This is a genomic window from Aerosakkonema funiforme FACHB-1375, assembly GCF_014696265.1.
Lineage (GTDB): Bacteria > Cyanobacteriota > Cyanobacteriia > Cyanobacteriales > Aerosakkonemataceae > Aerosakkonema > Aerosakkonema funiforme_A.
On the sequence record NZ_JACJPW010000024.1, the window covers coordinates 49,233 to 62,921 of the forward strand.

Consider the following 13,689-nt stretch of genomic DNA (forward strand, 5'->3'; position numbering starts at 1 on the left):
AAGATCGGTCAGCCGATGCAAGGATGAGAGGATTTTGGATTTTGGATTTTGGATTTTGGATTTTGGATTGGCTTCGCTCTCCAAAAATTCTTGTGGGGTAGGCATCCTGCCTGCCCTCTGAGATTCTTTGGCAGGAGATGTCTATTAACGAACATTTTCTCCCCCGCTTCCCCGCTCCTCTATTCGATCGACTACGCGCACTTTGTCACCTTCTTTAAGATAGCCAGCACCGGCAACGACAACGCGATCGCCTAATTTCAAACCGCTCTTGATTTCTGTTTTGGCTCCGGAAATATCGCCTTTGTTCCCACCCAAAGTTGTACCCACTTCCACTGGTTCGACGTGGGCGATTTCGTTACCATCTAACAAATAAACAATGGGGTGACCATCAGTTTGACGCTGAACTGCGGTTGCCGGAACTGAGAGGGCTTTAATCGTTGAAGAAGCGATCGCTGCTTTGAGAAACATTCCCGGTTTGAGTGGGGCATTAGAAGGTAAATCGACTTTGATAGTTGCCTGACGGGTTTGCGGATCGACTACGGGAGCAATTTCTCGCACTCTCCCTCGCCAAAGCATATCGTTATCTGCATCGCTGCTGACGCTGACTGGTGCGCCTAAATGCACTTTGTTTAACTCGGTTTCCGGAATCTTGACTTGCAGTTCCAGGTAGCCATTGCGAATAATGCAAAAAAGTGCTTTATTTCCAGAGGTATCGCCCACGCGAGCGACTGTGGGTGCGATCGCCTGACTGGCGACAGTTGTCCCGGCGGCGGCGTTGCCATCGCAACGACCGTCAGCGCTGGGAGCGACTACAATACCGCTGGCAGGAGCGACAACCTGAGTTTGTCCCAGTTGTGTTTGGATCTGCCGCACTTTGGCTTCGTTGTTGCGGACATCGGCTTGAGCGCTCAATAAAAAGGCTTTGGCACTGTTGATATTTGCTTGGGCGCTGCCGATACTGGCTTTGGCACTGGTAATATTGGCATCGGCGCTGGCAATTCCGGCTTGGGCGACTCGCACTGCTTCTCCCGCCGATGTGGCGCTGGTAACGCGGCTTTCTAAAACTTCACGGCTGATTGCGCCTTGCTCGGCTAAGTATTCGTAACGCTTGCGAGTCCTCTCGGCGTCTGCTTGCTTGCTCTTGGCGTCGGCTAAGTTGGCTTCTACCCTACCGCGATCGGCTTGCGCTTGTGCTAAAGTCGCTTGTGCCCTCGCCAGTTCTGCTTGTGCTTGTGCCAAAACCGCTTGTTTTTGTTGTACTGCGGCTAGTGACGCTTCTAGCTGTGCTTGTGTGGAACTCAGTTGCGTTTGCAGGACTGAGTTATCGAGTACGGCCATAATTTGACCTACTTTCACGGGTCGCCCTTCTTCGATCGTGACTTGCTTGATTTGCAAGCCGCTGGCTTGGGGTAAGACTGGCAGAAGATTGTATGCCGCAACTGTACCTGTGGTGCTGATGGTGTTGGCTACAGGAGTCGTTTCTACCGACGCGACGGTAACGGTCATGCTTGCTGGTGCTGGTGCTGCTGCTGTTGAGGGTGCGGGTGCTTGGGTGGGTTTTTGGCTGCTTTGGTTTGATTGAGAGTGCATTACTCCTATTGCTACGGCTGCACCGACTCCCATCCCCAGTACAGCAGGGGTGAGCCATCCACCTTTGCTCCTGCCTTTCCTTTGACTGGGAGGTAAGTCTTGCTCGAATTCCTCTTCCTCTTGGTATAGGATTTCTGGCTGGATCTCAGCAATAGTGGGACTATTTGCGATCTCGAGATCGACTTCCTGTTTTTCTAGCGTGGAACTCACGGGAGCTCCTTTGCCATTTAGTTCGTATTTTTCTTGTTCTGGTAAGGATTTTTGCGCCACTGCTATCTATCCCTCTCTAGGGCAAAAATTTTTTAACTTAGAACCACTTTTACAAACAGCCCTAACCAAATTCCCAGGAAGGATACCGAAACTGCTCTCTGGAGCCTTTGCCACCTACCTGACGCCAGGGCTGGCAGCACCACATATCGATTTTCGATCGCGATGATTTATGAAGAAAAGTTAATTACAATTATATCAGTTTGATATAAATTTAGGAAATAGGCAAGCAAGATAGGGACTGGGGCGTCGGGATTAGGTTTGTCACTGGAATAGAGGGACAAATCTACTGATAGAGTGTGAGCTAAAGCTGTGTTCGCTTTGCTGGCCAATACCGGGTAAAATGGCTTGAATTGCCACTCTACACATACACATCTCATTTCTTTTGTCAACTTATTTTACTGGACTGGCGCTCTGGGCTTACTGGGGCCAACTCGATCGCTATCCCTAAAATTATTTCCCAAATAATCTGCTGCCAAGGTAGTTTCATGGAACGCGCTGATGTAAAATCATCACTGAAACTACTATCAATAAAAAATTAGTCGGTTTTAGTGACTGAACTTAAATGCGATCGCTGATATTTTTCCATGCCAAATATGACTTTTGTCGGTAAAAAAATTGATTTTGCTCGCGTTTATTTGTGAGAGCGATCGCAGCATAAGTCCTCATAATCCAAGTTTTAAATCAAATTATCGATCCGCTCTGAAAGCCTTCATCATTTAGATTGTGTATGGCGCAGCAAGTACCAAAAGACTGCTACATTTATGATAAAGACTATCAACTTCAGGGGCGATATCCCTTTAAATAATTCAAAAATTTCGGCTGGGATGCTAATGCCGACAAGCACCAAGACTAAAATTTTCGCCCAAGTTTTCTGAGCCCATAAACCGAAGGCTTCAATTGCCGTCACAACTGCATAAATTCCAGCGGCAAGACTGCTGAACTCTATAGTTTTAGGAGGAAGATTCAAGAACCATTCGACGGTTGGCAATCTATCTGCCCAAACATAAGACTTGGAAAAATCAACCAAGTTATCATAGTTTTTAAACGTTAACAGCAAAGCGATCGAAGTTACAGCCAGCAATAAGGAAGTAATCGCTTTGTAAACAACAATGGCTAATAAGGCTGGCGGGCGCTTGGTCAATTTTTTCATGGCAATTCTAGGTGTTTGTCCTTTTTTTGCAAGAGGGAATGCGATCGAGTGAATGCACCCACGCTAATTTTCACATTGAGGTAATCATCCTGTCACAGGAACGTCACAGCGAATTTATATATTCAGAAGTGTGAAAAATTAACCTTGTGGCGGCAGACAACCGATATGCAAACAAAAGAATCTTATTTAAGTAATGGTTCCAGAGAACCGAACAACATCGAATACAATTTCTCAGATGGCAAGGCTGCTAAGTCCGATAATTCTTCCTGGCAAAAGCCAGTAACTTATCTATCCCTAGTGCTGCTGGGGGCAAGTGTCAGCTTTGCAGGTAGCTACCTGGGTTCGCAAAACAAAGCTTCTTCCCAGCCCTCCATTTCCCAGCCTTCTATTTCCCAAGCTTCTATTGTGCCAGTGACGCCAAAGCTGGAGGCGAAATTACCGATAACCGCAGATACGAATTTTGTGACAGAAGTGGTGGACAAAGTTGGGCCAGCAGTGGTCAGGATAGATTCCTCGCGAACAGTCAAGAACGATATGCCGGCTGTTTTCGACGATCCCTTCTTCCGTCAGTTTTTTGGTTCTCAGTTACCGGGCGTACCGAGAGAAAGAGTTGAAAACGGTACTGGGTCGGGCTTTATTATTAACTCGGACGGTCAAATTTTAACTAATGCCCATGTGGTGGATGGTGTCGATACCGTAACGGTGACGCTGAAAGACGGTCGCACTTTCAAGGGCAAAGTTTTGGGTACAGATCCGGTTACAGATGTGGCTGTTGTCAAGATAGAAGCTGATAATTTACCAGCGATTAGAATCGGAAATTCGGATAATTTGAAACCAGGAGAATGGGCGATCGCGATCGGTAACCCCCTTGGCTTAGATAATACCGTCACTACAGGCATTATTAGCGCCACAGGTCGCACCAGCAGTCAAGTCGGCGTTCCCGATAAGCGAGTCAGCTTTATCCAAACTGATGCCGCCATCAATCCCGGTAACTCCGGTGGCCCGCTGCTAAATGCCGCCGGTGAGGTGGTGGGTATGAATACGGCGATTATCCAAGGTGCCCAAGGCATCGGCTTTGCAATTCCGATCAATACTGCCCAGCGCATTGCATCTCAGCTGGCGACTAGCGGTAAAGTGGAACATCCTTACTTGGGTGTGCAAATGGTCGATCTTACTCCGGAAATCAAACAAAGAATTAACAGCGATCCTAACAGCAGTTTGACTGTGGATGAAGACAATGGCGTTTTGGTCGTGAAAGTGATACCAAACTCTCCGGCTGCCAAAGCGGGATTGCGTGCCGGTGATGTCATCCAGAAAATCGGCGATCGATCGGTCACCGACGCCAAAACTGTACAGCAGACAGTAGAAGATAGTCGTGTCGGCAGCAATCTGCAACTACAAGTGCGTCGTAACGGTCAAAATGTTAGTTTAACGGTGCGACCCGGTGCTTTTCCTACCGCACAACAGTAGCCCGCTGGCCGAGGATGGCTGGCTGGTCTGTTAGGGCGATCGCAAATTTTTCTCAAAGGATAGGTGTGCTGCCTATCCCTTTTGTTGTAATTAGACTATAATCCATACCATGATTTCATTTTTATTATGATTTTGCTGCGCTATATAACTAAATATCTCGAAAATCAACCAAGGTCATTCTTGTTAGTATTATCGTTTTTTTTGGTGTTTATTATTGGTTTGATTGACTATCTGATAAACAACGATATTTCTTTATCAATATTTTATTTAATTCCAATTAGCATAGCGACCTGGTATGCCGGAGACAAGTTTGGTATATTAATATCCTTTACCAGTGCAATTGCATGGTTTATATCTAACGTAAATTCCATAGAATCACCCCTTTCTTCTCCATCTCATTATTGGAACGCATCAGTCAGATTAGGTTTCTTTTTAACGGTTAGCTATCTTTTATCAGAATTGAAGATGGCGCGAAACCGAGAGAAAAAGCTAGTCAGAACCGATCCTACTACAGGTGTAGAAAATAGACTCGCCTTTAACGAATTAGCTAGCATGGAAATCAAAAGAGCCCGTCGATACGGACATTCTTTTACAGTTGTATATATAGATATTGATGATTTTAAAAATATTAACGATTACGGCAGTTATAAATTAGGAGATACAGTTTTACAAACTTTAGCCCAACAACTAAGAAATAGCGTTCGCGATACAGATATAATTGCTCGTATGGGAGGGGATGAATTTGCTGTGCTTCTTCCTGGAATAGGATACGACACAGCCGAGACAGTTATCGCCAGACTTCAACAGCAACTTGTGCATCTAATGGATGAAAACAAATGGCCTGCAACCTTTAGTATCGGGGCGATCACTTTCCTAAATCCACCAGAATCAGTTGAGGAAATCATCGAAAAATCTGATTATTTAATGTACTGCATCAAGAATGACGGTAAAAATAAGGTAGAGCATATAATTGAACAATAAGTGCTTAAGCTAAAGGAAGCCAAAACTGAAAAGTACTACCTTTGCCAAGTTGACTTTCCACCTGAATATTACCGCCTTGAAGTTCAACTAATCGGCGCGAAATAGCCAAACCAATTCCTGTCCCTCCAGAATGTCTGGCACGAGAGCGATCGGCCCTGAAAAAACGCTCAAACACATGAGGTAAATCTGAGGATGCAATACCTTGTCCTGTGTCAATAACCGCAATCCAAAGTTTGCTGGCTTCAGTCCAGACGCGAATAGTAATAGAACCTTCAGAAGTATACCGCACGGCATTTCCCAGTAAATTCACCATAACTTGTTCCACTCGGTCGATATCGGCTTCTACCAGAGGCAATTGGGACGGACATTCCAATCGCAAAACCGGCCCTTCTTCCAGTAACTGATCGGCAAATCTTTGTACCAAAGACTCCAACAAAGGACGCAAATTAACTGACTGCAAATTGATCGGTAAATAACCTGCTTCTGCCTTCGATAGTTCTTGTAAATCGTTTACCAATCGCTCTAGCCGCTTTGTCTCTTTTGTTAATTGCTGATAAATTTCTGGAGATGCTGGAATCCTGCCGTCTGCAAGTTCTTCCAAGTAACCGCGAATCACAGTTAGCGGCGTTCGCAGCTCGTGGGTGAGGTCGCTAATTAGTTCTCGGCGTCGCTGTTCCACACCTTCCAGACTGGATGCCATGCGGTTAAAACTGACAGCTAATTGATGGAGTTCTGGAATTTCCAATGCAGGCATTCGCTCATCTAATTTTCCGGCGGCAAACTTTTGGGTAATTTGTTCCATTTGGATTAACGGCTGCATAATGCGCTGGGATACCCAATAGCTCAATCCACCGGCGGCGGTGGCTCCGGCGATGAATGACCAAAAGCTGCTGCGACTCCAGGCGTTTTCAAATCCTTGCACTAGCTGAGTACGCGCATAGCGTAAATAAAACCCTCTGCCTTCCAGTTCTTGCAGGTGGAGGACAAATAAACGGGGTGAAGAGACTTTGCCAATAATGAAAAAGCTGCCTATTCCTACTACGATCGCTAGCAGGTGGGAAAGAAATAAGCGCGTTCCCAGATTGAGCTTTGGCATAAAGATTTAATTACTCACGGCGTCTTCAAATTTGTAGCCAATGCCGATAACTGTTTTGATAAAAATGGGATTAGCCGGATCGGGTTCAATTTTTTTTCGCAGTCTGGCTACATGAGTATCGACTACCCGTTCGTCACCAAAAAAGTCGTCTCCCCAAAGTTTATCGATTAATTGGGTGCGATTCCAAGCGCGATTCGGATGACTGATAAAAGTAGTTAAAAGGTTAAATTCCAATGTGGTTAAGTCGAGTTCTTCAGATCGATCGACATTCATATGGCGGTAGGCGGTACGACGATCGACATCAACGGTAAAATGTTGGGTGCGATAAACCAAGTTTTCTGCACTGTGACGAAGACTGCGCCGCAATAAAGCACGCACTCTGGCTACCAGTTCTCTGGGACTGAAAGGTTTGACTAAGTAGTCATCGGCACCAGTAGACAAACCGATGACGCGATCGATTTCCTCGCCTTTAGCCGTCAGCATCAAAATATAGGGGTCTTTGGGGCCGGGTTTTTGGCGAATGCGGGCGCATACTTCCAATCCATCCAAACCGGGAAGCATCAGGTCGAGTACAATTACATCGGGTTGCAGTTTGGGAAACATTTGCAATGCTGTCAGTCCATCGCGGCATTGCTGGCAAGAAAATCCCTCTGCTTCCAAAGTCAATTGGATGAGTTTGGCGATTTCCGGTTCGTCTTCAACAATTAAAATATCCATCAGAGAAAGTCAAAAGTTAAAAGTTAAAAGTCAAAAGTTAAATTTCAGCAAAGTTTAAGATTTGTCACGTAAGGTTTATTCTATTGTCATGGAAATGACAAATGGCTGTGTAAGTCTTAAATTAAGATTTACGAGTCGATCTGTCAGGCATTCACAAGCGATCGCTGTTCTTTATACTTAATCAAAACACCGTTATGAGAATTTATCAAGCACGTTTGCGTCAGCTACATCGTATCTTTGCCCCCATCATGATTTTACCGATCCTGCTGACGTTGATTACCGGATCGCTTTATCAGATTGCAGATATGACAGACAAAGCGGGCGATTTTGATTGGTTGCTAGATTGGCACAAGGGTGAATTTGGCCCCTTGAATTTAGAAGCTATCTACCCTTTCCTCAACGCTTTGGGTTTGCTAACTCTCGCTATCACCGGTATTATGTTGTGGTTCCGGACGCGACCCAAGTCTAGAAACCGCTCTGAGGAAATTTGAAGGCTGTGCAACTCAGAAAGATACTTATTCTTTGTGGAAGTACGGTAACTATCCTAGCTGGTGGTGGCTACTGGTACGTGTTTATTGCGGGTGTACCTCAGTTAGACCCGCCGCAAGTGGAAAGAAATACCGGGCTGACTTTTCAGCTCCAGACGTACAATAGCGCGGCGATGGGTGAGGTACGTACTTACGGCTTGATTTTGCCACCAGGTTATGCCGAAAATCCGACAAAACGCTATCCAGTGATTTTTCTGCTGCACGGGGGACATGGAGATGCCAGTGCGTGGGAGGATAAAGCTGCTGTTACCTCTGTACTTCACGACCTCTACAAAAGCAACAAATTGCCTGCTTCAATTGTAATTACGCCGGATGGGAACGATCGCCGGGGTACGAGTCCTTTCTGGGACCCGCAATACTACGATGGGCCAAATGGCAAGGTGGGGACTGCGATCGGCTCCGAACTGGTACAAGTGGTAAAATCGCGTTACCGGACTTTGCCGCAACCGCAGTTTTGGGCGATGGGAGGTCAGTCCTCCGGCGGTTGGGGTGCTTTTAATATTGGTTTGCGCCATTGGAATAACTTTAATATTTTGTTCAGCTCCAGCGGTTACTTTGTTGACTCTAGTGGCGCAGCTAATAGTCCGCAATCTTTTGTACAACAGCTGCCAATGCAACTACGTCAGCGCCTGCGGGTATACTTGGATGCGGGAGAAGACGATCGCAATTTTCTCACTTCTACACAAACATTTCACCAAAAGCTCAATCAATTAGGCATTGCCAATGAGTTTCACGCCTTTCCTGGGGGACATGGGATTGTTGGCCCAGATGCAGGTTGGAACTACTGGCACAAACACCTTGCTGATGCGTTGACTTATGTAGGAAAGCAATTTAAAGTTGCCCTTGCACAAACAAACCGCTAGTTTTTATGGCGCGAAAAAAAGGAATTACCTAAACTTAAAATTGACCGCGTATAAAAGGTAGTGAGGATACTGTGCTGGCAAAACGCACTCGTATTGGACTGTGGACTGCGGCGCTGCTGACGGGGTTGGTGGGAATTGTCAACCTGTGGTCTGCTGTGACGCCCAGCGAACCGGAGCGGACAGCATGGCTGAAGGAAATATTTCCATTTTATATTCGAGCGGGCGGGCATTTGTTTGCCGCGATCGCAGGTTTTATATTGTTAACTTTAGCAGCTAATTTGTTAAGACGCAAACGAGTTGCTTGGTTGCTCACAATTGTGTTGTTAATTGTCTCCATAGTCAGCCATTTATTAAAAGGATTTGACTATGAGGAAAGTTTGCTAGCGGGAGTGCTGTTAATTCATTTACTGGTGATGCGAAATGCGTTTACGGCGCAGTCGGATCGACCTTCGATCGCCCAAGGGATTCGCGTGCTGATTGGCGCTTTGCTGTTTACGCTCGCCTACGGTACGGCTGGCTTTTTTATTTTAGATGGACAATACAATATTAATTTTAATTTTACAGAAGCTCTGTGGCAAACTTTGGCGATGTTCTTCACAGAAGACAATGCCGGTTTGCAACCTAAAACTCGATTTGGTAACTTTTTTGCCAATTCTATTTATATTGTCGGTGCTGTCACATTGGCTTATGCTCTCTTTATGCTTTTTCGACCTGTTTTGCTGCGTAACTCAGCGACATCAAAAGAGCGACAAACAGCGAAAGAAATTGTGCAGCAGTACGGTCGGTCTTCTTTGGCGCGATTTGTTTTATTTGATGATAAATCTTATTATTTTAGCGCTTCTGGTCAGAGTGTAATTGCTTATGTTCCGAAGGGTCGGGGTGCGATCGCGCTAGGAGATCCCATTGGCCCACCGGAAGAGCGGCAAGAGGTGATTTTGGGATTTCAAAAATATTGCGATCGCAATGATTGGTATCCCGCTTTTTACCAAACATTACCAGATGAACTGGAACTTTACAAATCGCTTGGCTTTCGAGTATTGCAAATCGGTCAAGAAGCCATTGTCGATCTCAATGGGTTTTCTACCAAAGGTAAAGCCAATCAAAATTTAAGAACTGCCGTTAATAAATTCACTAAATTGGGATATCAATTTAAATTTTACGAGCCGCCGATTGCAGATGATTTGGTGCGGGAATTGAAATCTGTGAGCGATGAATGGCTTCAGATGATGAAGGGTGCAGAAAAGCGTTTCTCTGTGGGTTGGTTTGACGATAATTATATCCGCGATAGTGCGATCGCAGTCATACATAACTCAGAAGGTCGTGTCAGCGCTTTCGCTAACTTAATAGGAGCTTACCAACTCAATCAAATTGCTGTCGATTTGATGCGGCGACGCGCTGAAGTTGAAAACGGGATTATGGAATTTCTCTTCGTATCTATGCTTCAGCACTGCAAAGAAATGGGATACGATAGTTTCAATCTCGGTTTGTCAGCGCTTTCTGGTGTAGGAGAAACTGAAAAATCTCCTCGCTTAGAAAAGGCGCTGCGCTATCTTTCCGAACACTTAAACCAGTTCTACAATTTTAAAGGATTGCACGCTTTTAAAGAAAAGTTTCATCCTCAATGGGAACCGCGATATTTAGTTTATCCGAGTTTAGCTGCATTACCCGATGTGGTGGTAGGATTGGTAAGGGCAGATTCGGGCGATCGCTTATTAGATTATTTTAAACCAGAGGCTTAGTTTAAGAGTAGGGTGGGCAATGCCCACCTTATTCGCTAAGAATTTGCTGATTGCAATTCGTCCAAACGAGCCAAAACCTCGCTACTGTGAATTGCTGGATTTACCCCCGTATATTCCTCGCGGATAATCCCCTCTGGATCGATAATAAAAGTGTGCCTCATGGATAGATAACCTATCCACGAACCATAGGCTTTACTAACTTCACCGTCGGTATCGGCTAGTAAGGGAAATTTTAACCCTTCCGAGTCACAAAATTCCGCGTGCGAATCTACAGAATCGGCACTAACGCCAAGGATTTGAGTATTTTTTTCCATGTATTTTGGCAAGTCTTCCTGAAAGCGGCGAGCTTCCAAAGTACAACCGGAAGTAAAGTCTTTGGGATAGAAATAGAGAACCACCCACTTACCCCGATAATCGGACAGCGACACTTCCCCATCCCCGGTGTTAGTCGGTAGGGTGAACTCTGGGGCGGGTTGATTCAGAGGCGGCAATTTGCCACCGAGAGCTGAAGCAGTTGGGGCGAAGTTTAACCAAGGAAGTAAGGCTAGACAGAAAGCTAGCACAGCGCTTAGAAAGTTGCGACGAGCGATCATCTTAAAGATTAAAAAGTATTTACATAAGTTTACCAAAAAAGGGAATAGGGATTAGAGCGCCAGTCCAGTAGAAAAAATTGACGAAAATAATAAAATATGTGTTATGTAGGGGCGAAGCATTCGGGCGACAACTTATTGCACAAAACCCAAGATTTTCTATCCGAATGCTTCGCCCTGCCGAGGTTTCTGTAGAAATACACATTTTATTTTTTTTGTCAACCTCTTTTACAGGACTGGTTGACAAAAGAAATAAGGTATGTATGTTTATATAAACTCGGCAGGGCGAAGCATTCGGACATAAAAATTGTTGCAGATCGAGATCGATTGTCGCCCGAATGCTTCGCCCCTACATTATACATATTTCGTTGTTTTTGTCAATTTATTCTAGTGGACTGGCGTTCTAGGGGAAAGGGGAAAGGGAAAACGGGAAAACGGGAGAGCAACATAAAGGTCGAAAATGTACGTATAAATTCCCCCACTCTTTAGTCCCTAAAAAATGAAGATTACTTGCAATTGCCATTCTGTATCTTCACGCGATAGCTGAATTTGGCGAATAAATTCGCGAAAGTAGAATCTGCGTTCGGATTCGGACAAATCCAGCCAAAATTGAGGAATGGAAACAGCTTGGGCGGTTTCGCGCAAGTTGACGGGGGGTAGTTGCGCGAGTTGCTGTTGCAAGGAAGCGATTTCTGTACGCAGTTTGTATGTGCGTAATTCGGAGGTTTCTGTATCGAGAATGCCTGTATCGCACAGTGAGGGGAGTTGAGCTAGTATATCTTGTTTGCTGGCGATCGCACTCTTAATTCCAACTTTAATATTTCCCATATCCGGTAAATCCATCTCGGCGACTGCTTTGGGCAATTCCCGGCAAATTGTGGCTATTGTTTGCTGTAAAACTTCTTCGTAAGCAATGGCGCGACATTTGGGACGTTTCGCGCAATTTATCGGGCGCAAATAAAGGTATTCTTTGGCTTGGCGGGGTGTGGTGACGCGGGCGACTGTCATCGGTGACTGACATTCTGCACAAACAACCAATCCGGCGAGAGAACGATTGGCGCTGGCGCTGCGTGGGGACATTCGGCGATTGCGGCGCAAAAGTCGATCGATTTGTGCGCCTTCTTCTCTGGAAATGATGCCAACGTGAGTATTGGAGATAATTTCGTTATTCTGATAAGCTGTATCGCCGCGATAAACTGGATTTGTTAACCAGCGACGCCCGGTAGATACGGAGATTTTTTTACCGTATTTTTTCGCCAAGTAGCGCACTGCGCCGCGTAAGGAACCGTAAATCAGAAATCGTTCAAAGAAATCCTTTACCACAGGTGCTGCACTTTTGTCAAGTATGTATTTATCTTTGCCGCGTCGATAGCCGTAGGGTGCTTTGCCGGGGGGAGGCGAAGCTTTGAGGCGATTGCGGGCGTGTCCTTGACGGATGCGGCGACTGCGCTGGTATTTTTGGATTTCTTGCAGAAGTTTGAGTAAATCGGCGCGGATATAGGAAGTGGGGGATTGTGCGATCGAAATTAACTCAATGCCAAGAGATTCTAATTGCGCGAGACAATCGCCGATTTCTGTGAGGGAATCGCCCAATTCTTCCACCCTTCTAACTAATAGATATTCAGGTGGTTCTGTTTGGCAATCTTCGAGTAATTTTCCCAGTTGTTGACGACCTCCCAAATCTCGATAAACTTTTTCAACTTCCCATTCTGAAAAGTTTGGTTCTGGTGGTGATTCTAACAGCGGGTCGCTATACAGGTAGGCGATAATTTTCATTTTTTTCGCCCTCTTATGGTGGGCATTGCCCACCCTACATTTCGCTCATTTCTATAATATTACCATCCGGGTCTTGTGTGAATAAAGCAGCGCGACCCGATGCACTCATTTGAATTGTACATCCGCGATTTAGTAATTGTTCTTTGGCTTCATCTAAATTAGCAACAGAAAAAGCTAAATGTCGATTGCGTCCCAGCTTTTCTGAATTGACTAAATCGGATGGGATGGCATCGGCAACAATGAGGTGAATTTGGAAGTTGCCAATTTGATACCACGCACCGGGAAACTTCAGATTGCGGTCTACTTTTGGTAATCCCAAAATGTTACCATAAAAATCTTCGGCTTTTGCCAAATCGGAAACCAGAATAGCGGCGTGAAGGCATTGGGTAATTTGCATAGTTGGGTTGACGGTAATTAGAATGATTGAAAGATTTTTAACCGCAGATGAACGCAGATGAATATTAATTATCTGGTTAAAGAGAGTTAAAAAACAAGTATCGCAGACAGGACTATCTTAAAATTGGTTTGTAGGCGCTAGCAGGTTAATCCATGTCAGAAGTTCAAATTACCGTCGAAGGGGAAGATTCAATTACCGCTACTGAAGAACTGTTGGCAATTCCTGGGATATCGGGAAAGTTGGAAACTGAGGGAGAAGCTTCCAAAGAAGGAACACTTGCCACAATTGCTACCATTGTGGGACTGACGGTAGGGGTGATAGAGATTGCCGAGAGGATTTACAAGTGGTATCAAAAAGCGAAGGAATCTCGACCTGGTAAGACTTTTGACGCCAAAATCGAATCGCCTAATGGACGATTGCTGCTAGAAGATGCCACAATCGAGGAGATTTGCGAAGTTTTGAAAAGTTTAGACCGTGGTTGAAGAACATCAGAAACCGGGTT

General features: G+C 45.3%; 13 protein-coding genes. 6 read left to right on the forward strand and 7 right to left on the reverse strand.

Annotated elements, in window-relative coordinates; genetic code table 11:
* Positions 1–144 precede the first annotated feature (144 nt).
* Together H6G03_RS11400 and H6G03_RS11405 are read right to left on the reverse strand one after the other, a co-directional pair.
* The gene (locus tag H6G03_RS11400; protein ID WP_199315256.1) at positions 145–1,860 is read right to left on the reverse strand and encodes an efflux RND transporter periplasmic adaptor subunit; all 1,716 of its coding nucleotides are present in this window, start codon (positions 1,858–1,860) and stop codon (positions 145–147) included.
* Between the two features lie 712 nt (positions 1,861–2,572).
* Positions 2,573–3,010 (reverse strand): DUF2127 domain-containing protein, encoded by a 438-nt coding sequence (locus tag H6G03_RS11405; RefSeq protein WP_190464487.1) that lies wholly within the window; start codon positions 3,008–3,010, stop codon positions 2,573–2,575.
* A gap of 165 nt (positions 3,011–3,175) precedes the next feature.
* Here H6G03_RS11405 and H6G03_RS11410 point away from each other — a divergent pair, with 165 nt between their 5' ends.
* Together H6G03_RS11410 and H6G03_RS11415 are read left to right on the forward strand one after the other, a co-directional pair.
* Positions 3,176–4,480 carry an HhoA/HhoB/HtrA family serine endopeptidase gene (locus H6G03_RS11410; protein ID WP_190464488.1) on the forward strand — a complete coding sequence of 435 codons (1,305 nt, stop codon included), beginning with the start codon at positions 3,176–3,178 and terminating at the stop codon, positions 4,478–4,480.
* Between the two features lie 126 nt (positions 4,481–4,606).
* Positions 4,607–5,461: a GGDEF domain-containing protein gene (locus H6G03_RS11415; RefSeq protein ID WP_190464489.1), complete on the forward strand. Its 855-nt coding sequence runs from the start codon at positions 4,607–4,609 to the stop codon at positions 5,459–5,461.
* Between the two features lie 4 nt (positions 5,462–5,465).
* Here the strand turns inward: H6G03_RS11415 and H6G03_RS11420 are convergent, their stop codons facing one another.
* Positions 5,466–6,557 carry a sensor histidine kinase gene (locus tag H6G03_RS11420; RefSeq protein ID WP_190464490.1) on the reverse strand — a complete coding sequence of 364 codons (1,092 nt, stop codon included), beginning with the start codon at positions 6,555–6,557 and terminating at the stop codon, positions 5,466–5,468.
* Positions 6,558–6,563: 6 nt separating this feature from the next.
* On the reverse strand, positions 6,564–7,274 hold the full coding sequence (locus tag H6G03_RS11425; RefSeq protein ID WP_190464491.1) for a response regulator transcription factor: 711 nt from the start codon (positions 7,272–7,274) through the stop codon (positions 6,564–6,566).
* A 194-nt stretch (positions 7,275–7,468) separates the two neighbouring features.
* On the opposite strand from H6G03_RS11425, the gene H6G03_RS11430 reads away from it, so the two are divergent.
* The 3 genes from H6G03_RS11430 to H6G03_RS11440 all read left to right on the forward strand — a co-directional run bounded on the left by H6G03_RS11430 (position 7,469) and on the right by H6G03_RS11440 (position 10,424).
* Complete coding sequence (locus H6G03_RS11430) at positions 7,469–7,765, forward strand: PepSY domain-containing protein (protein ID WP_190464492.1); 297 nt, start codon at positions 7,469–7,471, stop codon at positions 7,763–7,765.
* A 5-nt stretch (positions 7,766–7,770) separates the two neighbouring features.
* Complete coding sequence (locus tag H6G03_RS11435) at positions 7,771–8,685, forward strand: alpha/beta hydrolase (protein WP_190464493.1); 915 nt, start codon at positions 7,771–7,773, stop codon at positions 8,683–8,685.
* A gap of 71 nt (positions 8,686–8,756) precedes the next feature.
* Positions 8,757–10,424, forward strand: coding sequence for a phosphatidylglycerol lysyltransferase domain-containing protein (locus tag H6G03_RS11440; protein ID WP_190464494.1), 1,668 nt, complete (start codon positions 8,757–8,759; stop codon positions 10,422–10,424).
* 35 nt (positions 10,425–10,459) lie between these two features.
* Here the strand turns inward: H6G03_RS11440 and H6G03_RS11445 are convergent, their stop codons facing one another.
* From H6G03_RS11445 to H6G03_RS11455, 3 genes are all read right to left on the reverse strand, one after another.
* Entirely contained in the window at positions 10,460–11,017 is a 558-nt protein-coding gene (locus H6G03_RS11445; RefSeq protein WP_190464495.1) for a peroxiredoxin, read from the reverse strand.
* A 489-nt stretch (positions 11,018–11,506) separates the two neighbouring features.
* Positions 11,507–12,790, reverse strand: a complete 1,284-nt coding sequence (locus H6G03_RS11450; protein ID WP_190464496.1) for a recombinase family protein — start codon at positions 12,788–12,790, stop codon at positions 11,507–11,509.
* Between the two features lie 34 nt (positions 12,791–12,824).
* The gene (locus tag H6G03_RS11455; protein ID WP_190464497.1) at positions 12,825–13,187 is read right to left on the reverse strand and encodes a VOC family protein; all 363 of its coding nucleotides are present in this window, start codon (positions 13,185–13,187) and stop codon (positions 12,825–12,827) included.
* Positions 13,188–13,339: 152 nt separating this feature from the next.
* Between H6G03_RS11455 and H6G03_RS11460 the strand changes: the two genes are divergently transcribed.
* Complete coding sequence (locus H6G03_RS11460; RefSeq protein ID WP_190464498.1) at positions 13,340–13,669, forward strand: hypothetical protein; 330 nt, start codon at positions 13,340–13,342, stop codon at positions 13,667–13,669.
* Positions 13,670–13,689 lie beyond the last annotated feature (20 nt).

Coding starts and splice junctions, on each gene's coding strand:
- H6G03_RS11405 (WP_190464487.1), bottom strand. CDS start 3,010: ATGAAAAAATTGACCAAGCGCCCGCCAGCCTTATTAGCCATTGTTGTT.
- H6G03_RS11410 (WP_190464488.1), top strand. CDS start 3,176: ATGCAAACAAAAGAATCTTATTTAAGTAATGGTTCCAGAGAACCGAAC.
- H6G03_RS11415 (WP_190464489.1), top strand. CDS start 4,607: ATGATTTTGCTGCGCTATATAACTAAATATCTCGAAAATCAACCAAGG.
- H6G03_RS11420 (WP_190464490.1), bottom strand. CDS start 6,557: ATGCCAAAGCTCAATCTGGGAACGCGCTTATTTCTTTCCCACCTGCTA.
- H6G03_RS11425 (WP_190464491.1), bottom strand. CDS start 7,274: ATGGATATTTTAATTGTTGAAGACGAACCGGAAATCGCCAAACTCATC.
- H6G03_RS11430 (WP_190464492.1), top strand. CDS start 7,469: ATGAGAATTTATCAAGCACGTTTGCGTCAGCTACATCGTATCTTTGCC.
- H6G03_RS11445 (WP_190464495.1), bottom strand. CDS start 11,017: ATGATCGCTCGTCGCAACTTTCTAAGCGCTGTGCTAGCTTTCTGTCTA.
- H6G03_RS11450 (WP_190464496.1), bottom strand. CDS start 12,790: ATGAAAATTATCGCCTACCTGTATAGCGACCCGCTGTTAGAATCACCA.
- H6G03_RS11455 (WP_190464497.1), bottom strand. CDS start 13,187: ATGCAAATTACCCAATGCCTTCACGCCGCTATTCTGGTTTCCGATTTG.
- H6G03_RS11460 (WP_190464498.1), top strand. CDS start 13,340: ATGTCAGAAGTTCAAATTACCGTCGAAGGGGAAGATTCAATTACCGCT.